Genomic DNA, 21,167 nt, shown 5'->3' with positions numbered 1-21,167 from the left:
CGATGCCCTGTCGAGAGCGTCTTAGCCTTCGGTCGATGCCATGCCGTTGATGGCGCTGTCACTGAGGGCTGCGATCTCGGTGGGCTTCTGGACGGCGAACATGGTGTCGTCGAACATGGACTGGAAGTCATCGGGTGCGCTCAGTCCCCAGAGTTCGACGACGTCCTTCTCGAGGTCGGGTGTTGCCTCGATGTATTGGTTGATGGTTCCTACCTGGCCAAGCTCGAAGGCACGGGCGAGGACTGCTTTGCCGAGGATGGTGTCACCGCTGAGGTTGGCGGTGCGGAGGATGGGGATGAGGTCGGCTTCGTCGTTGACGCTCGATACTCGGTCCATGGCGTCGCGGTAGCTGATGGTGTCGGTGCTGAGTGCGCCGGCTTTGAGGCCGAACAGGTTGCGTTCGAGGGTGGCTCGTCGGGTGGCGCGGCCTGTGTCGTGCGTGGTGCCGAGCGCGTCGAGGGTGGCGCGGGTGCTGGTGTAGAGCTTGGCGATGGCTTGCTGCTTGCCCTGCGGGGTGAGGCGGTTGTCTGCGCGGATGATGTCGGCGCGGCGTTGGAACTCGGTCTTAGTGTTCTCTGCCTGCTCGTGGAGCGGGCTTGCGTATGTGGTGGTGGGGTTGGCGGGCATGGGGGAACCTCCTGGTTCTGCCGAGACGTGCTGTCAATCAGCTACGTCTAGGTTCTCCCGACTGCCGCCAACCCCACCTGTTGTATGCCACATGCGGCAGTGTTGTTAATCTGTGCGGGCGTAACGTCTCACGGATGCGAGGCTGATGATCCACCTGTTTTCGACCAGCCGCCCCTCGAGCCTCCCTTTCTCGCATGCGTCCCGGATGCCCCGCGTCGAAAGGTTGAGGATTCCGGCAGCCTGGCGAGTGGTGACTGTTGCTGCGACGCCATCCTTGACCGGCTCGGACTCCCGGGCGGGGTCGGGTGGCATGTACGCCAGGGCCGCCCGATGGAGGCTGCTGAGGACGTCGTAGATCTCACTGTCGGCGGTTCGCACTCTGAGGCGGGCTTCATCGAGGGCCGTGTACCGCTTTAGGAACGCGGCCACCCGCGCGGGGACGATGACGATCGGGCCATCATCCCCGTGCAGGTACGCATCCGGTGCCTTAGCTGCCATGGGCCTCCTTCACCGCCTTCCAGTCCTCCACAGCCCGCGCACGACGATCCGTACTCGTCCCATCCAGCAACCGGAACGCCGGCTCGAGGTGCAACGCCAAGAGGTTCAGCACCGCCCCGTACATGACGAGTTCGAACGTGTCTGGGTCGTGCTGCTTGTGCCTAATCAGAACGTCCATCGCTTCCGTGTGGTCGTGTGACGTGGCTGCCAGCTCCATGGCAAGAGCCATTGACGCGAGGCCGAGGTCTCCGAGCCCGGAGACCGCGACGGGCTTGCCTGCCGCTTCGTAGATGACTGAGCCGTGGTTGAACAGGTCTGCGAGCTTCTTCAACCGCTCGTTCAATTCGTTGTGGTCATTCATGCGTTCCTGCCTTTCAAGCAATGTTTCGAATGCGAGCGGGGGAGGGGGATGCTTCTTCACACGTCGGATGGATTCCGTGGTGAGCGACGGCCGGGTTGAGGCGGAGTCCGCAGGAACGACACAAAGCAACAGGGGAGTCAGCCTGTTGCGTCGTTGCTTCTGTTGCCTTTGTTGCTTTTAGGGGGTTAAGAGCAACAGGTGCAACAGATGTACGCACTAACAGAGCTGTTGCTTTCGGCAGATACGTCCCGTGCCCCGCCTTGTCGATGAGTCCGCGCTTGGCCGCTCGCGTCAAGTAGGTGCGGACCGCGTTGGCTGGCAGGTTGGTCTCGTCGGCGACGGCTGCAGGCTTGATGCCCTCGCTGTGGCGGCTTACGCATTCCACGACGGCACCGATCTCCTCGCCGAGGTTCACGTCCTCAGGCTTGTTGACGATGTCGGAGACCGAGATGGTCGAGTCGCCGAGATAGTCCACGCGGGCCACCTCGGTCTGCGTTCCGTCATCCACGGGGATGAGAGATGAGACCAGTCGAAACGCGAACGAGTCGCCCCGGCTTTCGCTGTAGTTCGACTTGTCGACCGTTCCAACCCGCTCGCCGGTCTCGTCGTCTGTGGCAAAGAGAATGACGCTTCGGGCGGTGTCTCGGAAGGCGTGGCTGCCGCTCAGAAGGTCGCGTGTGTCGCCCTGCCCTTTGCGGAAGTGCATGAGCGCGACGATGGCCACGTTCATCTCGCCGGCAAGGGTTGTGAAGGGGTTGAGTGCTTTCCGCACCTCGGATGTCTTGTCGAGGTTCGCGCCGTCCATCATTGAGGTCAGAGGGTCAACGATGATCAGCTTCGTGTTCGTCTCCTCGATCGCTTGACGAATGCGGGGGAGATCGTCCGCAATGGACGGTACTTCGTTCATCTCCATTCCTTCGACGTGCGTCTTGATGGTCATGGCGTTGATGCGATCCATGACGGCCTCTGCGGCGTCGAGACGGGGGCGCACGACGGTTCCGAGGTCGTCTTCGTGACCCACGAGGAGGACGTTTTGCGGGCTGCCTTCAAACTCTCCTTGCAGCAGCCCCCTCGTGACAGCGCTCGCTAGCCACAGCGAGAAGGTGCTCTTGCCTTCGCCGCCTCTGCCCGCAAAGATCGTCGCGGTGCCCATCGGAATGCGTCCATTCCAGAGAAACGTCTGCCGCTGCGGGCGCACCAGAGACAAGGGAGTCAGGGCAAGTGTTCTCGTCGGCGGTTTTGCCGGCTCGGTATGAGTGCGGGTCATGCGGTGTGGTCCTTGGTGTTCGGTTCGGGCCGGGAGAAACCCAAAGACTCGGAAATGGATGACATGCGTTGTTCGTGTCGTTCAGCTCGCTCGGTGTCGCCACGGATTCGGCTCAGGTCGGCAAAGCTCTTCGACTCCCGCTGCGGGGGCGGGATGCGCCGACACATCTCCGCGTACAGGCGGTCGGCTTCTCGGTTCAGCGCGTCGACCTCTAATTGACGAGAGGCTTTTCCCTCCTCGTAGGCAAAGGTGAAGAGCTGCAGCAGTGAGGGGGGTAGCTGCCATGCGTCAACTTGGCCGGAGAGCAGATCTACGCCCAATTGCTCGAGGTAGCGTTCTGCTCCCGGACTGAGGCTTATGCGGTCTGGGTACGTAAAAGCGGGAGCCAACGCTTGACGCGCGACTCCCGCTTCGTGTCTCTCCATCCGGCTACCTAGGGCCACTCCGGGGCTGCTGGTGACCGTTCTGCGCGACCAGCGGCCGACAAGAGTTGCACCGCGAGTTTCTTCGACTCCGAAGGCGTCAGATGCTCCGTGATCTCATACCGGCTGTGTCTGGTGATGAGTACGACGGACCTTTGGTCTCCGTTCATGCCGGTCTTGACCGTGGCCATCAGGCAGCGCCGTTGAGTTCGCTTGCGAGCGCGTAGCACCCTGTCAAGGTCGCCATGAACTCGCGTGCGAAGTCCAACGGGATGGGTCCGGAAGTGGTGAGCTGCGCTTCGACAACCCAACCGTCGTCGGGGCGGAGGTCGCACTTGTAGACCTCGGCGTACCAATCGGACCGAGTGGCGTCGAACGCTCGGTGGATGACGGTGGTCTGACCGGGCTCAAGGAGGTGCGCCCCGCCTTGCTCGAGGCAACCCACCATGACGCAGGGGACGGATCTGGCTTGCCAGACGGCACTTCCCGAAGTGGGGGCTGGTGCTGTGACGGAGGCGGATGCTTTAATTGTCTTGTTCGACATAATGGCTTAGTCCTTCGGTTTCTTTAGACGGTTACTGGTTGGGCATGAACCCGGTTGCTCTGCCAGGAGCGCCGGGTTCTTTTTTGGCTGTGGCCCATACATGGGCCTTGCGAGACATTCGGAATGAGTAGGCCCAGCCCAGGAAACGTTGGAGTTTGCGGGCCTCATCTGCGGGGATATTTAGGGTGAATCCGCTTTCTTCCCAGCAAATCTGCACGTCGCCGGTGAGGTGGCGCACGGCAGTTTCGCCGGTGGGATCGCGATAGGTCAGCGAGTTGTAGTCGAGCGAGTGGTCAGCAGGACTGTGGGTGTCTGAGGTCAGGACGCCTCCGAAAATTGGTCGTCAAGCCATTCGGCGACTCGGTCAGCGTCAAAGAGGCGTCGGCCACCAATGCGCGCACTTGGGGGTGCCTTGTCGACGTGGATGAGCCAGCGCAACTGCGAAGGCGTCTTTCGAAGCGCGTCAGCAGTTTCCTCGAGAGTGAGAAGTTTGCGGAGGTGTGGCGTGGGGTAAGACGACTGGTTCGTCATGTGTCGTTCCGTTCGTTTGCCAAATCGCAGGTCCCTGCGATACGGCAATCATACACCGCATCGGCCAATCTGCAATAGGCTGCAACCATGCAAACAAACGAGTGGACGCCCGAGCAGCGATTTGGGTCGATGGTCTTTGAGAGTCGGCGTGCGCTCGGGATTAGTCAGAAGGAGCTGTCGGACGGGCTCGCGTCGCTTGGCCTGACGCTCGACAACTCGGCAATTTCGCGCATCGAGAAGGGCACTCGAGCTCTTCGGCTCGGTGAAGCCATCGTCATTGCGCGAGCGCTCCGATTCTCGCTCGCAGACTTTGAGGAGGCAGTGCCTCCGGCAGAGGACTTCGCTCGCCGCCTAAAGTCAACGCAGGACGCGCTCACTCTCGCTCATCGTGCGCTCATTGTCGCCGCCGACGAATTAAGCGGTCTAGCGTTTGTCGCCGAAGGGCACCCCGAAGTATTGAGAGAGCCGACATTCGACGAGCCGCTTGCGGACGCTGTGGCGCTCATGGATCATCTCGTGCAGGAATGGCAATCGAACTTCATGCACAGCGCCCTAGGTACACGTTTCGAATCAGAAGCACTCCGGGATGCCGCACGTCGAGTGCTCGACGCAGTTGCAAGCTCAGCAGTTGAGGAGTTTGCGGGCCCCGACGATGTCTAGCATCCAGAAGCGTCCTAATGGCAAGTGGCGTGCCCGCTACCGGGATGACGAAGGGCGAGAACACTCGCGTCACTTCGAGCGCAAGGTTGACGCGACCCGTTACCTCGAGACTGTTGCAGTCTCCCTGCGCACAGGGTCATACGTCGATCCGGTCCAAGGTCGAACGACCCTCGCGTCGTTCTATGCCTCGTGGTCAGCGCGCCAGGTGTGGGCCGCGTCTACGCGACGCGCGTCCGACCACGCGCTCGCCGGCTGTACCTTTGCCGATGTCGAGCTAGGCAAGCTGCGTCGATCACATGTCGAGACGTGGGTCAAGTCCATGGATCTCGCCCCGTCGACCATCGCCACAAGGGTGAAGTACGTGCGTGGTGTCCTGCGCGGAGCCGTGCGAGACCGCCTTCTCGCCTCGGACCCGTCCGACGGCGTGGTCTTGCCTCGGCGTCGGCGGGCGGAACACGCCATGGTCGTCCCGACCCTTGAGGAAGTCAGCGCCATCCTGGCGGCTTCAGAAGACTGGATGCGCCCCTGGGTCGAGCTGATGGCCTTCGCCGGCCTACGCATCGGTGAGGCGTCTGCTGCCCAGGTCGGAGACATTGACTTCCTCAAGGGGCGTCGTCTGCATGTCCAGCGCCAGATTCAGAACCACGACGGAGAACGTCTGGTGCTGCCGCCCAAGCATGGCTCTGAGCGGCATGTGGTCCTGCCGGATCAGCTCTGAACTCGCTAGCCCGCCACATCGAGACGGTCGGTGTGCAGGGGAGTGAGGGGTGGCTGTTCAACGGTGCGCCGCCCTCGCCGAACGGCCTCCGTCGTTGGTTCGAGAGGACGTGCGTTCGTGCCGGCGTCACGGGCATCAGTCCGCACGACCTGAGGCACTTCTACGCGTCTTCTCTGATCGACGCAGGGTGCGACGTCGTCACGGTCCAGAAGGCGCTCGGGCACTCCAAGGCCTCGACGACTCTCGACATCTACGCCCACCTCATGCCCCAGGCTGCGGACCGGACGCGGAAAGCGGCAGCCGCCGCGATGGCTGCTGCCGCTCCCGCGGACTATTCGCGGACTGATCAGTCCTCGAAGTAGTCCAATTCAGCCTCCGTGAGCATTCGAGATCGAATCAAAAAGCGCTTCCCTTCAGGGCTTTCGACCGAGAACCCGGCCCCGCGGCCGGGGACGACGTCGATCGTGAGGTGCGTGTACTTCCAGTACTCGAACTGGCTGCGCGACATGTAGACCTCGATCGGTTCGATCCCGTCGACGTGCAGGTCGCCGAGGTGGACGTCGACGGCCCCCACCCGGAAGAACCCCACGGGGTAGCACATCGGCGACGAGCCGTCGCAGCAGCCTCCCGACTGGTGGAACATCAGCGGGCCGTGCTGGGCCGTGAGGGCGACGAGGAAGGTCGCGGCCTCGGGTGTCACGTCGACCCGGGCGGGGGTGGAGGTGACCGCCCCGGAGGCGGGGGCCGGCGTGACCACGCCGACCCGCGCCTCCTCGGCTGCTGCCGCTGCCGGCGCCGCAGGGGCCGTCTGCTCGGGCGTCATCAGAAGAAGCCCATCGGACCGTCCGCGTAGCTGACCAACAGGTTCTTCGTCTGCTGGTAGTGGTCGAGCATCATCTTGTGGTTCTCGCGACCGATGCCGGACTGCTTGTAGCCGCCGAACGCCGCCCCGGCCGGGTACTGGTGGTAGGTGTTCGACCAGACGCGACCGGCCTGGATGTCGCGGCCGGCCCGGTAGAGCTGGGCGCCGTTGCGGCTCCAGACCCCGGCACCGAGGCCGTACAGGGTGTCGTTGGCGATCTTGATGGCGTCGTCGTAGTCGCTGAAGCTCGTCAGCGACAGGACGGGGCCGAAGATCTCCTCCTGGAAGATGCGCATCGAGTTGCGGCCCTCGAAGATCGTCGGGTTGACGTAGTAGCCCTCGGTCAGGTCACCGCCCAGGTCGGCACGGTCGCCGCCGAGCAGCAGCGTCGCGCCTTCCTGCTTGCCGATGTCCATGTAGCTGAGGATCTTCTCGAGCTGGTCGTTCGACGCCTGGGCGCCGATCATCGTGTCCATCGAGAGCGGGTTGCCCTGCTTGACCTTCTTCACGCGCTCGACGCCGTCGGCGGTGAACTGGTCGTAGATCGACTGTTGCACGAGCGCCCGGCTCGGGCAGGTGCAGACCTCGCCCGAGTTGAGGTTGAAGAACGAGAAGCCCTCGAGCGCCTTGTCGTAGAAGTCGTCGCGTTCGTCCGCGACGTCGGCGAAGAAGACGTTCGGGCTCTTGCCGCCGAGCTCGAGCGTGACCGGGATGAGGTTCTCGCTCGCCATCTGCATGATCAGGCGTCCGGTCGTGGTCTCGCCCGTGAACGCGATCTTGCGGATGTTCGGGTGGCTCGCCAGGGGAGCTCCGGCCTCGACGCCGAAGCCGTTGACGATGTTGAGGACGCCGGCGGGCAGGAGGTCCTTGACGAGGTCCATGAAGACGTGGATGGACGCAGGGGTCTGCTCGGCCGGCTTGAGGACGACACAGTTGCCGGCCGCGAGGGCGGGAGCGAGCTTCCAGACGGCCATGAGCAGCGGGAAGTTCCAGGGGATGATCTGACCGACCACGCCGAGCGGTTCGTGGAAGTGGTAGGCGACGGTGTCGGCGTCGATCTCGCCGGTGGAACCCTCTTGTGCCCGGATGGCGCCGGCGAAGTAGCGGAAGTGGTCGATCGCGAGCGGCACGTCGGCGGCGAGCGCCTCGCGGATGGGCTTGCCGTTGTCCCAGGTCTCGGCGACGGCGAGCATCTCGAGGTTCGCCTCCATGACGTCGGCGATCCTGTTGAGGATCAGCGCGCGCTGGGCGATCGTCGTCTTCTTCCACGAGTCGAAGGCCCGCCACGCGGCTTCGACGGCCCGGTCGACGTCGGCCGCGTTGCCCCGGGCGACCTCGGTGAAGACCTTGCCGTTCACGGGGCTCGGGTTCTCGAAGTACCGACCGCTCGCCGGGGCGACGTACTCGCCGCCGATGAAGTGGTCGTAGCGGGTCTCGAAGACCACCTTCGCGTCGGGCTGTCCCGGGGCGGCGTAGGTGTTCGGAGGAGTGGTGACGGTCATGACGGTCCCTTTCGACGACGGTGTCGGGTCGGTGGCGGGGGTCGCCCGCCGGTGGCGGCAGGCTACGTCGGGGGAGGTTGCATCGGGTTGCGCGTCAGGGCCCGCGGGCGGGTGGGGCCTCCGGGTTCCGGGGCCGAGGGATTTCGGAGGCGCGGGGCGCGAGGGCGCGTCAGGCCCGGTTCTCGAGGGCCTCGAGGTGCGCGACGAGGTGCGTCCGCCGGGGCGACGCCGGGGGCAGTCGACGCAGCAGCTCGAGCAGGACGCGGACGTCGTCGCGGCCCGCGGTCGACTCGGCGTACGCCATCAGGGTGTCGATCGAGCCGCCCGTGAGGACTGCGTCCCGGACGGTCGCGGCGACTTCGGCCCGCAGCGCGACGACGCCGGGTGCCGTGGACGAGGGAAGCGCCGGGCCGGTGTCGGCCCGCAGGGCCGCACGGTGGGCGCCGCGGTCGACGAGCCCGACGAGCGTGTCGAGGTCGAGCGTCACCGGGCGGGGCAGCCGGTACGGGCGCGACAGGGGGACCAGCGTCGGGTCGAGGGCCTCGACGACGTGGCGGAGGCGGACCAGCTCGGGCCGCAGGGTGGACACCGCGTCGACGTCGCCGTAGACCGCGTCGGCCAACTCGTGCGCCGTGTAGCCGGCGGGGCGGTGGGCGAGCAGGGCCATGATCTCGGAGTGCCGGGCACCCAGCGCGATCCGACCGTCCCCGACCGTGAGGACCGCCTCGTCGCGACCGAGGGTCGTCAGGCCCGCGGGGGAGTCGGGCCCGGGGTGGACCGGGTGCCGCGAGGTGCGGGCCGGGGCGTGACCGACCGCGGCGAACCCCAGGAGCGCGAGATGCGCCTCCACGGCCGCGACCGTCGCCGTGACCAGGGCCAAGGTCAGCGAGCCGGCCGCCCGCTCGTCGCCCGTGATGTCGATCACGCCGATCAGGTGCCCGTCGACCGGGTCGTGGACCGGCACGGCCGTGCAGCTCCAGGCCCGCACACGGTGGTTCCAGTGTTCGTCGCCGCGGATCTGCACACCCCGGTCGAGCACGAGGGCCGTGCCCGGGGCCGAGGTGCCGACCCGCGCCTCCGACCAGCCGGCGCCGGCGACGAACAGCATGTCCTCGGCGCGGCGGCGGGCCGTGTGATCGCCCTCGACCCAGAGCAGGCGCCCGTGCTCGTCGCCGATCGCGACGAGCAGTCCCGAGCCCGAGACGTCGTCCACCAGCAGACGGCGCACCACGGGGAGGGCCGGCGCCAACGGGTGGTCGCGGCGCCGGTCCTCGAGGTCGTCCTCGGGCAGCTCGAGCCGGGGCAGGCCGTCGGGATCGAGCCGGTGCCGCGAGGCACGGTCCCACGACTCGCGCACCACCCGGCGCTGCGGCCCGACGTCGCGGGGCGGTCGGCTCGCGGTCAGGGGCATCGAGCACCAATCGTCGTCGATCGGGGCGAGGCGGCCGTCGTGCGGCGTCGTCGCCGGGGTGCTGTCAGCGTACGACGGCGCGGGGCCGCGGGGAAGGTCGCCGCGTGGAGGTCTGCCGTCACCTCACGGTCGACGCGCGGCATCGCGGGTGGCCGCGATCGTCGCGTCCAGCGCCTCGGGCCACGGGGTCGGTCCGATGCCGAGCAGGCGTTCGCTCTCGGTCGAGTCCACGACGAAGGGGGAGTCGAACTGGTACTGCATCGCCCTCACCTCGCGGAGGAACGGCACCGTGCGGCTCAGGCCGGCCCACAGCAGCGGGTTCCACGGTCGGACGCGACCGGTCAGGCCGAACCGGCGCCGCGCCTCCTCGGCGATCTCGGCCCGGGAGGCGTGGGTGGCGTGCGGTGTGAGCCAGGCGCGACCCCACTCGTCGTGGTCGATCGCCGCCACGAGGGTCGAGACGACGTCGGGCAGGTACGCCCAGGCGTGCGGCTGGGTCACGTCGCCGACCGCGTGGGCGGTGCGGCCCGCGACGAGCGGCCCGAAGAAGTCGCTGCCGAGGTGGGCGTTGCGCCCGGCCCCCGGCCCGAAGTAGTCGCTGGCGCGCACCTCGACGGCCCGGACGCCCCGGTCGGCCGCGGCGAGGAAGCGCTTCCAGCTGTCGGCGCGCACCCTGCCTTTCTTCTCGGCGGAGGAAAGGGGTGTGTGCTCGGTCATCGGCTCGGACACCGGCCCGTGGCCGTAGAGGTTGCCCATCAGCACGATGCCCGCCCCCGTGGTGGCGGCCGTGTCGATGAGGGCCGTCGTGAGGGCCGGCCACTCCGTTCCCCAGGCGGGGTAGGGCGGGTTCGAGCAGACGATGATCGTGTCGGTGCCGACGGCGGCCCGGGTGAGGGCGGTGGAGTCCTTGGCGTCGAGGGTGAACGCGGCGGCCCCGGCGATCGCGGTGCCGCGGCGGGTGGCGACGCGCACGGTGTCGCCGCGCTCGGCGAGGCGGCGGACGAGGGGGGCGCCGATGGCTCCCGCTCCGACGACGAGATGGGTGGGCATGGGGTCCTCCTGGGGCGATGAGCGAGAGCGGTGCTCTCGGATCTGACCCTAGGGCCGTGCGGCGTGACATGCAAGAGCGGTGCTCTCGTTTGTGTCCCGTGCTCTCGGAGGACAGGATCGGGGCATGACCACGAACGCAGGGGACGACGACGGCGGCCGGACCACCGGAGGCGTCCGCGAGCGGGCACGGACCGAGATCGTCGACCGCGCCCTCGCCTCGGCCCACCGGCAGCTGGCCGAGGTGGGCGCGGCCGCCCTCTCGGTGCGGGCCGTCGCGCGCGACCTGGGCATGGCCTCGTCGGCGATCTACCGGTACTTCCCGAGCCGCGACGCCCTGCTGACCCGCCTGATCACCGACGCCTACGTCGACCTCGCCGACGCCGCCCGACGGGCCGAGCAAGCGGTCGACCGCGCCGACCACCAGGAGCGGTTCCGTGCCACGGCCCGCGCGACCCGCCGCTGGGCGATCGCCGACCCGCACCGCTACGCCCTGCTCTACGGGTCGCCCGTCCCCGGGTACGCGGCCCCGGTCGACACCGTCGAACCGGCGATCGCGGTGGGTCTGCTCTTGCTCGGGGCGGTCGACGACGCGGCGACGAGCGGAGCCTCGCTGCGGGCGATGCCGGTGAGGGCCGGCCTGGCCGACGAGTTCGCGCAGCTCGCCCAGGGTCTGGGGGCCTCGGTCGCCCCCGGTGTGCTGGCCGCGGGCATCACCGCCTGGACCTCCCTCTACGGGCACCTCAGCTTCGAGCTCTTCGGTCACCTCACCAACGTGGTCACCGATCGTGACGCCTGGTTCGAGACCTTCCTCGACGCGCAGATCTCGAGGATCTGGGGCTGACGTCCCGGCGACGACAGGAGGCGCCGGTGCCGGCAGGAGGCGCGGGTCAGCTCGCGCAGTCGATGCAGAGCCGGGCGGTGGGTCGCGCCTCGAGCCGGGCCTCGCCGATGCGGGCCGAGCAGCGCTCGCAGCGGCCGAAGGTGCCGTCGGCGAGCCGGGCCAGAGCGGCCTCGGCATCGGCGGCACGCTCGAGGGCCGACCGCCGGACGGCGTCGAGCTGCGACCGCTCGTAGGCGATCGTCGATCCCTCGGGGTCGTGCTCGTCGTCGACGTTGGCTCCCTCGCGGGCCGCGGCCACCGCCTCCATGTCCCCGAGCAGTCGCGCGGCCAGCGCCAGCGCCTCGTCGCGTGTGACGCGCAACCGGTCGGAGGGGTCGATCATGCGGCGGCGCCTCAGGCCGCGACGAGCGGCGGCACCTCTTCGCCCGCGCGAGGCGGTGCGGGGGGAGTCCCGTCGCCGAACGGACGGCCGCCGAGCTGCTCGCGCCCGTGCTCGGTGAGCCACCCCGAGGCGTCCGGCCCGACCGGGACGATGCCCGTCGGGTTGATGTCGGAGTGCACGACGTAGTAGTGCGCCTTGATCTGGTCGAAGTCGATCGTGTCGCCGAACCCGGGGGTCTGGAACAGGTCGCGGGCGTAGGCCCAGAGCACCGGCATCTCGGTCAGCTTGTTCCGGTTGCACTTGAAGTGGCCGTGGTAGACCGCGTCGAACCGGGCGAGCGTCGTGAACAGGCGGATGTCGGCCTCGGTGATGGTGTCACCGACCAGGTAGCGCTGACCGGCGAGCCGCTCGGACAACCAGTCGAGTCGCTCGAACAGGGTGCGGTAGGCCCGCTCGTAGCTCTTCTGCGACCCGGCGAAACCGGCACGGTAGACGCCGTTGTTGACGTCGCGGAAGACTACGGCGTTCACCTCGTCGATCTCGCCGCGCAGGGCCTCGGGGTAGAGGTCGGGGGCGCCCTCGCGGTGGAAGGCGGTCCACTCGGTCGCGAAGTCGAGCGTGATCTGCGGGAAGTCGTTCGTGGCGACCTTGCCGCTCGGCACGTCGACGATCGCCGGCACGGTGATGCCGCGCGGGTAGTCGGGGGTACGGGCGAAGAACGCCTCTTGCAGGCGCTCGATGCCGAGCACGGGGTCGCGACCGTCGGGGTCGAGGTCGAAGGTCCAGCTGCGGGCGTCGTGCGTGGGTCCGGGCAGGCCGAGCGAGATCGCGTCCTCGAGCCCCAGCAGGCGTCGCGAGATGACGCTGCGGTTCGCCCACGGGCACGCCCGGGCGGCGACGAGGCGGTAGCGACCGGACTCGACCGGCCAGCCGTCGACGGCGTCGCGCGTGATGCGGTCCTCGATGTAGTTGGTGTCGCGGGTGTACTCCTGGCCCGGCTCGACGTAGCTTCCCTTGGCCTGCTGATCGCTCATGGCGCCACCCTACGCACGGGGCGTCGGCAATTCCTGGCTGCTGCGACGTGTGCAGGCGATCGGTGGCCCCGGCGGGCGGGGTGGCGACAGGGGTCAGGAACCGCCGACGGCCAGGGACGAGGAGGCGCGGGTCGCGTTCCAGTCGCGCCACATCGCCTTGAGGTCCCACGCGTTCTCGGCCTCGAGCGAGATGCCGCGCTCGCCGGTGCGACGCGTGCGCCCCTGGATCACCATCAGCTGGGTGCCGAACAGCAGGGAGCCGGCGCGGGCCTGCGCCTCGTCGAAGAAGGTCGAGTCGGAGCAGCCGCTCCCGTCGTCGAGGCTGATGAAGACCACGCGCTTGCCGCTGCGCATCGGCGGGGTCTGGGTCGCGATGCGGATGCCCGCCACGAGCACGGTCGTACCGTTCCAGTGGTCGCGCAGGTCGGCGGCGCGCACCACGCCCAGGTCGTCGAGCATGGGCCGGTAGCTCTCGATCACGTGCTCGCTGACCTCCATCGACAGGATGTCGAGCTCGTCGGCGACCCGCTGCCGGGCGTCGACGTCGGGCGTGCCGGTCGGCACCGTGTCGGAGTCGTCGATCGAGAAGTCGAGCTGGTTCTCGACGTCGGTGGCCTTGGGGCGCGACGATCGACCGGTGAGCGCCCTCACCCGGGCCAGGACGTCACCGCGGGTGCGGCCGGGCCCGGCGACCGAGTCGAGCGCCCCGACCTGCGCCAGGCGTTCGAACAGCGATCGGGACGGCGTCGCCCGTTGCCAGAAGTCGGTGATCGAGTCGTAGGGACGGTTCACGACCACCCGGGCCAGCTCGGCGTCGCTGATGCCGTGCACGTCGGCCAGCGACAGCCGCAGCCCGAGGTCGCCCACCCGGGTCGGCGCGATCGGGGTCGCCGGCGGTCGCAGGCGCTCGACCCGGTAGACGTCGGTCGAGGCGTTGACGTCGAGCGGCAGCACGGGGACGCCCATGCGTCGCGCCTCGGTCAGCAACAGTCGTTTCGGGTACATGCCGGGATCGTGGGTGAGGATGCCGGCCAGGAACTCGGCCGGGTAGTGGGTCTTCAGCCAGGCGCTCTGGTAGGTCGGCAGGGCGAACGCGGCCCCGTGGGCCTTGCAGAAGCCGAACGACCCGAACCCCTTGAGCGCGGCCCAGATCCGGTCGACCGCGGCGTCGTCGAAGCGTCGCCTCCCGGTCGCGGGGTCGAGGTTGCCCCGGGTGCGCTCGCGGAAGGTGGCCTCGAGCGCGTCGTCGTCGCCCTTGCCCATGTGCCGCCGGATCTCGTCGGCCTCGGCGAGCGACACCTGCATCGTCGCCTCGAGGATGCGCAGCACGTGCTCGTGGTAGATGACCACCCCGTAGCTGTCGTCGAGGAACGACGCGAAGCTCGGGTGCAGGTAGTCGGGCTGCTGGAACCCGTGCTTGGTGTCGAGGAACGGCGCGATCATGTTGCCCTTCATCGGGCCGGGGCGGAACAGCGAGATGTCGGCGATCAGGTCCTCGTAGCGGTCGGGCTGCATCTTGCCGATCAGCTCGCGCTGCCCGGGGCTCTCGATCTGGAACATGCCGAGCGTGTGCGTGGTGCGGATCGCCTCGAAGGTGGGTTCGTCGTCGTGGGGGATCTCGTCGAGCTCGATGCGGCCCTGACGGTTCACGTAGGGCACGTCGACCGGCAGGGCGCCGGCCAGGGCGGCACGCGGGCCGTTCACGCGCTCGATCTCGTCGAGGGCGTAGGCGAGCGAGCTCTGCATGCGGACGCCGAGGACGTCGAGCTTGAGCAGGCCGGCGTCGTTCATGTCGTACTTGTCGAACTGGCTCATCGGCAGGCCGATGCCGCTCGGCTGGACGGGGGTCGTGCTGAGCAGGTCGGAGTCGCCGAGGATCACCCCGCACGGGTGCATCGAGATGTGCCGGGGCAGACGGTCGAGCCGTTCGCTGAGGTCGACGAGCAGGTCGATCTGGTCGTTGCTGCGGGCCAGCTCGGCGATCTCGCGCAGTTCGGGTTTTTCGGCCATCGCGGTGCGCAGGTCGCGGGCGTTCGACCGCCAGACGTTCTTGGCCACCAGGTCGATCTGCTCGTCGTCGAGCCCCAGTGCGAGACCGGCGTCGCGCACCGCACCACGCCCGCGGTAGGTGGACTGCATCGACATGAGCGTGACCCGGTTGCTGCCGTACCGGTCGAAGATCGCCCGGTAGACCTCGTGCCGCCGGGCCGCCTCGACGTCGATGTCGATGTCGGGCAGCGTCTCGCGCTTGTTGCCGAGGAACCTCTCGAACAGCAGGTCGTGCTCGATCGGGTCGACGTTCGAGATGCGCAGCAGGTAGGTGACGAGGCTGCCGGCACCGGAACCCCGCGCCGCGTTGCGCACCCTCAGGTCGCGCATCAGCGCCGAGACGTCGGCCACGGTGAGGAAGTACCCGGCGAAGCCGAACCCGGTGATGATGCCGAGTTCGTAGCGCATGCGGTCTTCGACCTTGTCGCGCAGGGCCCGGTCGGCGTCGCCGAAGCGTTCGGTGACACCGGCCTGGGCCTGCCGGAACAGCGCCTGGTCGGGGTCGCCGTCGACGCCGATCGCGCTGAGCTCGGGCACCTTCGGGCGGCCCCAGCCGAGGTCGGCGACGGGGTCGAGGCGGCACCGGTCGGCCAGGCGCTCGGTCGCGGCGAGCATCTCGTCGCCGGCGCTGCGGGGCAACGACGAGGCGTCGCTCACCAGCCGGGCCAGCCGGCGCATCTCGACGGGGAGCTTGAGGTACGCCTGGGCGTTCGGCTGCGGCCGGAACGAGCCGAGCGCGGCCAGGTGGCCGGCCGAGTCGAGCACGTCGGCCGTGACGGCCTCGTCGGGATCGAGGTACCGCACGGCGTTCGTGAGCACGGCCGGCACCCCGACGTGGTCGGCGAGCTCGAGCATGCGTGCCGCGTGCCGGATGCTGCGGCTCTCGCCCGGCTCGGTCAGATGGCAGACCACCTCGACCACCACGCCGCCCGGCAGCGTCGCCGCCCAGTCGGCGAGGGACGCCGCGGCCTCGCTGTGCCGCCCCGCCTGGACCAGCCGACCCACGTCGGAGTCGGGCCCCAGCAGCACGGTCGCCGCCGGCTCGGTCTCGCCCTGGACGAAGCCCCGCACCCGGGACCGGGCGATGGTCGCCACGCTGTTGGCACTGCCGCTGGCACGACGGGTGGCCCGACCGTGCGACGCGCTGATCAGCCGGCACAGCGCCGCCCACCCCGCCTTCGCCGGCCCGCCGCCCCGCGCCCCGTGCGCCAGCACCACGATGCGGTCGACCCCACCGGCCCCGCCGACCCCGCCGGCAGCGCCGCCGCCTCCGTCGGGACCCCCGTCGTCCACACCACCGTCCACGACCCCCTCGCGGTCGTCCCGGCAGCCCAGCTCGACCCCGACGATCGGGTCGACGCCCGCCGTCCGGCAGGCCCCGACGTGCCGGATCGCCCCGTACAGCCCGTCACGGTCGGTGATCGCGGCCGCATCGGCGCCCGCCGCGACGGCGGCGTCGACGAGCGCCTTCGGGTGCGCCGTGCCGTGGTGGGCGCTGAACGCCGACGCGACGCGCAGGTGGGTGAAACTCATGGTCGGTACCTCGGGCTGCTGAACCCCCGGCCGGGTCGTTCGAACAGATGTTCGACCAGTGTACGTCGCCCGGCTCGTCCCGTTCCACCGCCGGGCCCGTCCCCGGCGTCCGCGGCCTGACATCATCGATGCATGCCCGATCGACGCCCCACCCCGCCCGATCGCCGGGCCGCCCTGCGTCGCGACGCCCGCACCGCGACCCACTGGACCCGCGTCCTGCTGGCCCAGCCGCGCCTCCTGCTCGCCGTGAAGACGGCGCTCGCCGCCGCTCTCGCGTACTGGATCGCCCCGCAGGTGCCCGGTGTCGCGGCCGACTACCCGTACTACGCGCCGCTCGGCGCCGTGATCGCGATGTACCCGACGATCAAGAGCTCGCTCCGCCAGGGGTTCCAGGTGCTGCTCGGCGTGATCGTCGGCATCGGCCTCGCCACGGCGGTCTTCGCGCTGCAGGACGGACAGCCCGGGGTGCTCGCGGTGGCCGTCGTCGTGGGGATCGGCGTGCTCGTGGCCGGCATCCGCTGGCTCGGCGCCGGTCGCGACTGGGTGCTGACGGCCGGGCTGTTCGTCCTGCTGCTCGGCGGGGCCAACGCCGAGGCCTACTCGTTGGGCTACATCGTCCAGATCGGGGTCGGCGTCGTCGTCGGCGTCGTGGTCAACCTGCTGCTCGTGCCGCCGCTCTACGCCTCGCGCGCCGAGGCGCGCCTCACCCGGGTGAAGGACTCGCTCGCCGACCGAGCCGACGAGATCGCCGGCGTCTTCGAGACGCCCTGGCCCCTCGAGGACGACGAGTGGGAGCGTCGCGTGGGCGTCCTGCCGAGCACCCTCCGCCGCGTGCGCGAGACCGTCGCGTACGCCGACGAGTCCCGTCACATGAACCCGCGGTGGTTGCTCCGCCGCCGCGACCTCGGGCAGGAGTACGCCGACCTCGCCACGTACGAGCGCGTCTCGTTCCACCTGCAGGACGTCGCCGAGGTCTCGGGCATCCTCGGACGTCGGATCGGCCGCCAGATCGGCATGCCCGACGACCTCGCGCCCGACGTCGCCCACGCCGTGCACGGCGTCGCCACGGTGATCCGGCGCCACGGGGCCGAGGACGTCGACGCGTTCACCGACGCCCGGCGCCGCGTCGCCGACCTCTGGGACGCCGTCGACCGCCACCGCGACCGCCCGACCACGGACACGAGCGGCGGCGTCTCCATCGCCGTCTCGCTCGGTCGCATCATCGCCGCGCTCGACCCCGACGACACCACGGCACCCCGCCCAGAGGACGACGCCGCCGAGGAGGCGCGCGCGGCCGAAGACGACGACACCGGCGGCCAGGTGGGCGGCACGGACAGCACGGGGCCGGTCGACGACGACAGCGCGCCCCGCGACACGGCCCCGCACGACACCGTGCAGGACGGCGACGCCGACCCTGCCCGCTGACCCCGATACGGCGCTCACCCCCGGGGAGCAGTACGGTTGACCGGGCACCGGCGCCGAGACGCGACCCGTGCCCTCCGCGGCCGGGGCGGTCGACGGGAATGCCCGTCCCCCCTGTGCGTTGACACCCGTGGCCCCGAGAACCCCCGCCGCCTGATCGACCAGCGACGACACGATCGCCGCCCTCCCATGAAAGCTGCACTGTGACAGACACCACCACCCTCATCATCCTCGGAGCCAGCGGAGACCTCACCGAGCGTCTGCTGCTCCCCGGCCTCGCGAGCCTGCTCAAGAGCGACCGCGGCGTCGATGTCCAGCTCATCGGCACCGGCCGCAGCGAGCGCAGCCCCGAAGAATGGGACGACGTCGTCAAGACCGCCTTCAACGGCGACGCCGGCAGCGACCTCGCGAAGAAGACGCTGGCGTCGAGCCGGTACATCCAGGGTGACCCGACCACCGTCGAGCACCTGAAGGCCCTGTTCGAGGCCAGCGAGGGCACCCCGGTGATGTACTTCGCCCTGCCGCCCGCGATCAGCACCAAGGTGATCCAGGCGCTCGCTGAGATCGACCTGCCCGACGGCCTGCGTCTCGCCCTCGAGAAGCCGTTCGGCTCGGACGAGGAGAGCGCTCGCGAGCTGAACGCCGAGCTGCTCAAGATCGTCCCCGAAGAGCGCATCCACCGCACCGACCACTTCCTCGGTCGCGCCACGGTCCTGAACATGATCGGCCTGCGCTTCGCCAACCGCCTGTTCGAGCCGGTCTGGAACAGCGAGAACATCGAGAAGGTCGAGATCTTCTACGACGAGGTCCTCGGGCTCGAGGGTCGCGCCCAGTACTACGACAAGGCCGGCGCGCTGATCGACATGATCCAGAGCCACCTGCTGCAGGTGCTCGCCGTCATCGCGATGGACGCCCCGTCGAGCATCGACTCGGTCGAGCTGCGCAGCGAGATCGCGCGCGTCCTGCGGGCCACGTGGGTCAAGGACGCCGACCCGATCGCCTCGAGCCGACGTGCCCAGTACGCGGCCGGCACCATCGACGGCAAGGACGTCCCCGCGTACGCCGACGAGGACGGCGTCGACAACGACCGTCAGACCGAGACCCTCGCCGAGGTCGAGTTCGAGGTCAAGACCCGTCGCTGGGCCGGCGTCCCGTTCATCCTGCGCTCGGGCAAGGGCATGACCAAGATCCGCAAAGAGGTGCTCATCACCTTCAAGCCGGTCCCGGCGCTGCCCGAGGGCCTCAACGGTTCGTCGACGCCCGACACGCTGCGCATCGAGATCAGCCCCGAGACGATGGAGCTCGGCGTCACGACCAACGGCTCCGGCAACCCCTTCGACCTCGAGAAGTCGACGATGTCGGTCACCCTGGGCAAGCCCGAGCTCACGCCCTACGGCGAAGTGCTGAGCGGCATCTTCCACGACGACCCGACGCTGTCGATCCGCGGCGACGTGGCCGAGCGCTGCTGGGCGATCGTCGCTCCCGTGATCGAGGCCTGGAAGGCCGACCAGGTACCGCTCGACACTTACGCCGCCGGTTCGACCGGCCCGAAGGACTGGCCCGCCTGATCCTCCGCCTCACCGTCCACGGCCGCCCCGCTCGTCAGAGCAGGGCGGCCGTCGCCGTGTCGGGCGCCTACGACGTCGTCGTCGCGGCCTTCGCGCGCGAGATCGCGTCCGCCGCGCGCACCAGAGCCAGGTGCGAGAGCGCCTGCGGGGTGTTGCCGACGTGTCGTCCCGTGGCGACCTCGATCTCCTCCGAGAGCATGCCGACGTCGTTGCAGTAGCGGACCAGGCGGTCCATCAGGGTGACGGCGTCGTCGACGCGTCCCGAGGCGGCGTACTGCTCGGCCAGCCAGAACGAGCAGGTCAGGAAGGGGTTCTCGGCCCCGTCGAGGCCGTCGACGCCGCTCTCGGTGCGGTAGCGCATGAGCAGGCCGTCCTGCAGCAGGTCGTGCTCGATGGCGGCGACGGTGCCGAGCATGCGGGGGTCGTCGGCGGCGACGAAGCCGACCTGCGACAGCTGCAGCAGGGACGCGTCGACCTCGGTCGTGCCGTAGTGCTGGGTGAAGGAGGCGCGGTCGGCGTTCCAGCCGTGGGTCTCGATCTCGGCGCGCACCTCGTCGCGCAGAGCGCGCCAGCGGTCGACCGGGCCGTCGAGGTCGAACTGCTCGACTCCCTGGATCGCTCGGTCGAGGGCGGCCCAGATCATCACCCGCGAGTGGGTGAAGTGCTGCAGCTCGCCCCGGATCTCCCAGATGCCGTTGTCGGGTCGGGTCCAGTTGTCCTCGACGTACTGCACGAGGGCACGCTGCAGGGGCCAGGAGTACTCGCTCTCCTCGACGCCGAGCAGACGGGCCTCGTGCAGGGCGACCATCACCTCGCCGAAGATGTCGCCCTGGTACTGCTTGTACGCGGCGTTCCCGATGCGCACCGGCGAGGCGCCGTCGTAGCCGGTGAGCTGCTCGAGTTCGCTCTCGTGCAGGTACCGTTCACCGGCCAGGCCGTACATGATCTGCACGTCCGCGGGGTCCCCGGCGATGGCCCGCAGTAGCCAACCGCGCCACCGGTCGGCCTCCTCCGCGTAGCCGTGCAGGATGAGCGCCTGGAGCGTCATCGACGCGTCGCGCAGCCACACGTAGCGGTAGTCCCAGTTGCGCGAGCCGCCGAACTGCTCGGGCAGGCTCGTGGTCGCGGCGGCGACGATGCCGCCGGTGTCCTCGTTGGTCAGGGCCCGCAGGATCAGCAGTGATCGGTGCACCTCGCGGGTGTAGGCGTCGGGTGCCGAGCACCGTGACGCCCAGTCCTGCCACCAGGTGACGGTCTCGTCGATGCGGGCGGAGACGTCCACGGCGGTCGGCGGTTCGCGGTGCGACGGGTACCAGGTGAGGCTGAGGTCGATCGTCTCGCCGGCGGGGACGTCGAACGTGGCCTCGTGTGTGTGGTCGGTGGCCGTGAGCCGGGGGCCACGGACGACGACGGCGTCGGGCCCGGCCGTGGCGACGAGCGCGGTGCCGTCGCCCTCGGGGACCTGCCGCACCCAGGGGACGGCCGTGCCGTAGCCGAAGCGGATCGCGAGGTCGACGTGCATCGAGACGGTGCCCGAGACGCCGGTCACCCGGCGGACGACGTCGGCCCGCCGATCGCCGTAGGGCATGAGGTCGGTGACCTCGACCACGCCGGTGGGCGTCGTCCAGCGGGTGACGAGCACGAAGGTGTCGTCCACATACCTGCGGGTCGAGGTGGCGTCGGCGTCGGCGGGGGCCACGAGCCACCGGCCGGCGTCGTGGTCGCCGAGCAGGGCGCCGAACGTCGAGGCGGAGTCGAAGCGGGGGAGGCAGAGCCAGTCGATGCTGCCGTCGGAGCCCACGAGGCATCCGGTGTGCAGGTCGCCGATCAGTGCGTAGTTCTCGATGGGCAGGGGCATGCGCCCATCAAACCAGCGCGTCCCCGG

20 protein-coding genes are annotated in these 21,167 nt (G+C 69.2%); 6 read left to right on the top strand and 14 right to left on the bottom strand.

From position 1 onward, the window contains the following. Window positions 1-21 precede the first annotated feature (21 nt). The 6 genes from AC1MBW_RS15475 to AC1MBW_RS15450 form a co-directional block, all read right to left on the bottom strand. On the bottom strand, window positions 22-627 hold the full coding sequence (locus AC1MBW_RS15475) for a hypothetical protein (protein WP_480025029.1): 606 nt from the start codon (window positions 625-627) through the stop codon (window positions 22-24). Window positions 628-732: 105 nt separating this feature from the next. Then, window positions 733-1,125, bottom strand: coding sequence for a helix-turn-helix domain-containing protein (locus AC1MBW_RS15470; RefSeq protein WP_480025028.1), 393 nt, complete (start codon window positions 1,123-1,125; stop codon window positions 733-735). Then, a complete protein-coding gene (locus AC1MBW_RS15465; protein ID WP_480025027.1) occupies window positions 1,115-1,486 on the bottom strand; it encodes a hypothetical protein in 372 nt (123 codons plus the stop codon). Before AC1MBW_RS15465 ends, AC1MBW_RS15470 begins: the two co-directional genes overlap by 11 nt. Window positions 1,487-1,499: 13 nt before the next feature. Beyond that, window positions 1,500-2,753 (bottom strand): AAA family ATPase, encoded by a 1,254-nt coding sequence (locus AC1MBW_RS15460; protein WP_480025026.1) that lies wholly within the window; start codon window positions 2,751-2,753, stop codon window positions 1,500-1,502. After that, window positions 2,750-3,178, bottom strand: coding sequence for a hypothetical protein (locus AC1MBW_RS15455; protein ID WP_480025025.1), 429 nt, complete (start codon window positions 3,176-3,178; stop codon window positions 2,750-2,752). The genes AC1MBW_RS15460 and AC1MBW_RS15455 overlap by 4 nt, the downstream gene beginning before the upstream one ends. A gap of 859 nt (window positions 3,179-4,037) precedes the next feature. Further along, on the bottom strand, window positions 4,038-4,250 hold the full coding sequence (locus AC1MBW_RS15450) for a helix-turn-helix transcriptional regulator (protein ID WP_480025024.1): 213 nt from the start codon (window positions 4,248-4,250) through the stop codon (window positions 4,038-4,040). An 87-nt stretch (window positions 4,251-4,337) separates the two neighbouring features. On the opposite strand from AC1MBW_RS15450, the gene AC1MBW_RS15445 reads away from it, so the two are divergent. The 3 genes from AC1MBW_RS15445 to AC1MBW_RS15435 are packed head-to-tail and all read left to right on the top strand — an operon-like array spanning window position 4,338 to window position 5,990. Next, the gene (locus tag AC1MBW_RS15445; RefSeq protein WP_480025023.1) at window positions 4,338-4,910 is read left to right on the top strand and encodes a helix-turn-helix domain-containing protein; all 573 of its coding nucleotides are present in this window, start codon (window positions 4,338-4,340) and stop codon (window positions 4,908-4,910) included. Next, a complete protein-coding gene (locus AC1MBW_RS15440) occupies window positions 4,903-5,628 on the top strand; it encodes a site-specific integrase (protein WP_480025022.1) in 726 nt (241 codons plus the stop codon). The genes AC1MBW_RS15445 and AC1MBW_RS15440 overlap by 8 nt, the downstream gene beginning before the upstream one ends. 32 nt (window positions 5,629-5,660) lie before the next feature. Next, entirely contained in the window at window positions 5,661-5,990 is a 330-nt protein-coding gene (locus AC1MBW_RS15435; RefSeq protein WP_480025021.1) for a tyrosine-type recombinase/integrase, read from the top strand. On the opposite strand, the gene AC1MBW_RS15430 is transcribed toward AC1MBW_RS15435, so the two are convergent. The 4 genes from AC1MBW_RS15430 to AC1MBW_RS15415 all read right to left on the bottom strand — a co-directional run bounded on the left by AC1MBW_RS15430 (window position 5,975) and on the right by AC1MBW_RS15415 (window position 10,453). After that, the gene (locus tag AC1MBW_RS15430; RefSeq protein WP_480025020.1) at window positions 5,975-6,451 is read right to left on the bottom strand and encodes a DUF779 domain-containing protein; all 477 of its coding nucleotides are present in this window, start codon (window positions 6,449-6,451) and stop codon (window positions 5,975-5,977) included. The two genes, AC1MBW_RS15435 and AC1MBW_RS15430, sit on opposite strands and share 16 nt — an antisense overlap. Further along, entirely contained in the window at window positions 6,451-7,992 is a 1,542-nt protein-coding gene (exaC, locus tag AC1MBW_RS15425; protein ID WP_480025019.1) for an acetaldehyde dehydrogenase ExaC, read from the bottom strand. The genes AC1MBW_RS15430 and exaC overlap by 1 nt, the downstream gene beginning before the upstream one ends. 169 nt (window positions 7,993-8,161) lie before the next feature. Then, window positions 8,162-9,403, bottom strand: a complete 1,242-nt coding sequence (locus tag AC1MBW_RS15420) for a GAF domain-containing protein (protein WP_480025018.1) — start codon at window positions 9,401-9,403, stop codon at window positions 8,162-8,164. 123 nt (window positions 9,404-9,526) lie between these two features. Continuing rightward, window positions 9,527-10,453, bottom strand: coding sequence for an NAD-dependent epimerase/dehydratase family protein (locus AC1MBW_RS15415; RefSeq protein ID WP_480025017.1), 927 nt, complete (start codon window positions 10,451-10,453; stop codon window positions 9,527-9,529). Window positions 10,454-10,577: 124 nt separating this feature from the next. Here AC1MBW_RS15415 and AC1MBW_RS15410 point away from each other — a divergent pair, with 124 nt between their 5' ends. Continuing rightward, window positions 10,578-11,294 carry a TetR/AcrR family transcriptional regulator gene (locus AC1MBW_RS15410; RefSeq protein ID WP_480025016.1) on the top strand — a complete coding sequence of 239 codons (717 nt, stop codon included), beginning with the start codon at window positions 10,578-10,580 and terminating at the stop codon, window positions 11,292-11,294. A gap of 46 nt (window positions 11,295-11,340) precedes the next feature. Here AC1MBW_RS15410 and AC1MBW_RS15405 read toward each other — a convergent pair whose 3' ends face one another. The 3 genes from AC1MBW_RS15405 to AC1MBW_RS15395 form a co-directional block, all read right to left on the bottom strand. Continuing rightward, window positions 11,341-11,676, bottom strand: coding sequence for a TraR/DksA family transcriptional regulator (locus tag AC1MBW_RS15405; protein WP_480025015.1), 336 nt, complete (start codon window positions 11,674-11,676; stop codon window positions 11,341-11,343). A gap of 11 nt (window positions 11,677-11,687) precedes the next feature. Beyond that, window positions 11,688-12,710, bottom strand: coding sequence for a glutathione S-transferase family protein (locus AC1MBW_RS15400; protein ID WP_480025014.1), 1,023 nt, complete (start codon window positions 12,708-12,710; stop codon window positions 11,688-11,690). A 93-nt stretch (window positions 12,711-12,803) separates the two neighbouring features. Further along, entirely contained in the window at window positions 12,804-16,292 is a 3,489-nt protein-coding gene (locus tag AC1MBW_RS15395; RefSeq protein ID WP_480025013.1) for a DNA polymerase III subunit alpha, read from the bottom strand. Window positions 16,293-16,424: 132 nt separating this feature from the next. On the opposite strand from AC1MBW_RS15395, the gene AC1MBW_RS15390 reads away from it, so the two are divergent. Then, window positions 16,425-17,717, top strand: a complete 1,293-nt coding sequence (locus AC1MBW_RS15390) for an FUSC family protein (protein ID WP_480025012.1) — start codon at window positions 16,425-16,427, stop codon at window positions 17,715-17,717. A gap of 200 nt (window positions 17,718-17,917) precedes the next feature. Further along, complete coding sequence (locus AC1MBW_RS15385) at window positions 17,918-19,282, top strand: glucose-6-phosphate dehydrogenase (protein WP_480025011.1); 1,365 nt, start codon at window positions 17,918-17,920, stop codon at window positions 19,280-19,282. Between the two features lie 67 nt (window positions 19,283-19,349). Here AC1MBW_RS15385 and AC1MBW_RS15380 read toward each other — a convergent pair whose 3' ends face one another. Then, window positions 19,350-21,140, bottom strand: a complete 1,791-nt coding sequence (locus tag AC1MBW_RS15380; protein WP_480025010.1) for a glycoside hydrolase family 15 protein — start codon at window positions 21,138-21,140, stop codon at window positions 19,350-19,352. Between the last annotated feature and the right edge of the window lie 27 nt (window positions 21,141-21,167).

It is taken from the genome of Frigoribacterium sp. AP1 (assembly GCF_056680555.1).
Note: the sequence above shows the minus strand (reverse complement) of the source record. Positions and strands in the feature narration are given on the sequence as shown.

Excerpts from the sequence above, each read along its gene's own strand:
- AC1MBW_RS15475 (WP_480025029.1), bottom strand. The coding sequence starts at position 627 with ATGCCCGCCAACCCCACCACCACATACGCAAGCCCGCTCCACGAGCAG.
- AC1MBW_RS15470 (WP_480025028.1), bottom strand. The coding sequence starts at position 1,125 with ATGGCAGCTAAGGCACCGGATGCGTACCTGCACGGGGATGATGGCCCG.
- AC1MBW_RS15465 (WP_480025027.1), bottom strand. The coding sequence starts at position 1,486 with ATGAATGACCACAACGAATTGAACGAGCGGTTGAAGAAGCTCGCAGAC.
- AC1MBW_RS15460 (WP_480025026.1), bottom strand. The coding sequence starts at position 2,753 with ATGACCCGCACTCATACCGAGCCGGCAAAACCGCCGACGAGAACACTT.
- AC1MBW_RS15455 (WP_480025025.1), bottom strand. The coding sequence starts at position 3,178 with ATGGAGAGACACGAAGCGGGAGTCGCGCGTCAAGCGTTGGCTCCCGCT.
- AC1MBW_RS15450 (WP_480025024.1), bottom strand. The coding sequence starts at position 4,250 with ATGACGAACCAGTCGTCTTACCCCACGCCACACCTCCGCAAACTTCTC.
- AC1MBW_RS15445 (WP_480025023.1), top strand. The coding sequence starts at position 4,338 with ATGCAAACAAACGAGTGGACGCCCGAGCAGCGATTTGGGTCGATGGTC.
- AC1MBW_RS15440 (WP_480025022.1), top strand. The coding sequence starts at position 4,903 with ATGTCTAGCATCCAGAAGCGTCCTAATGGCAAGTGGCGTGCCCGCTAC.
- AC1MBW_RS15430 (WP_480025020.1), bottom strand. The coding sequence starts at position 6,451 with ATGACGCCCGAGCAGACGGCCCCTGCGGCGCCGGCAGCGGCAGCAGCC.
- exaC (WP_480025019.1), bottom strand. The coding sequence starts at position 7,992 with ATGACCGTCACCACTCCTCCGAACACCTACGCCGCCCCGGGACAGCCC.
- AC1MBW_RS15420 (WP_480025018.1), bottom strand. The coding sequence starts at position 9,403 with ATGCCCCTGACCGCGAGCCGACCGCCCCGCGACGTCGGGCCGCAGCGC.
- AC1MBW_RS15415 (WP_480025017.1), bottom strand. The coding sequence starts at position 10,453 with ATGCCCACCCATCTCGTCGTCGGAGCGGGAGCCATCGGCGCCCCCCTC.
- AC1MBW_RS15410 (WP_480025016.1), top strand. The coding sequence starts at position 10,578 with ATGACCACGAACGCAGGGGACGACGACGGCGGCCGGACCACCGGAGGC.
- AC1MBW_RS15405 (WP_480025015.1), bottom strand. The coding sequence starts at position 11,676 with ATGATCGACCCCTCCGACCGGTTGCGCGTCACACGCGACGAGGCGCTG.
- AC1MBW_RS15400 (WP_480025014.1), bottom strand. The coding sequence starts at position 12,710 with ATGAGCGATCAGCAGGCCAAGGGAAGCTACGTCGAGCCGGGCCAGGAG.
- AC1MBW_RS15395 (WP_480025013.1), bottom strand. The coding sequence starts at position 16,292 with ATGAGTTTCACCCACCTGCGCGTCGCGTCGGCGTTCAGCGCCCACCAC.
- AC1MBW_RS15390 (WP_480025012.1), top strand. The coding sequence starts at position 16,425 with ATGCCCGATCGACGCCCCACCCCGCCCGATCGCCGGGCCGCCCTGCGT.
- AC1MBW_RS15380 (WP_480025010.1), bottom strand. The coding sequence starts at position 21,140 with ATGCCCCTGCCCATCGAGAACTACGCACTGATCGGCGACCTGCACACC.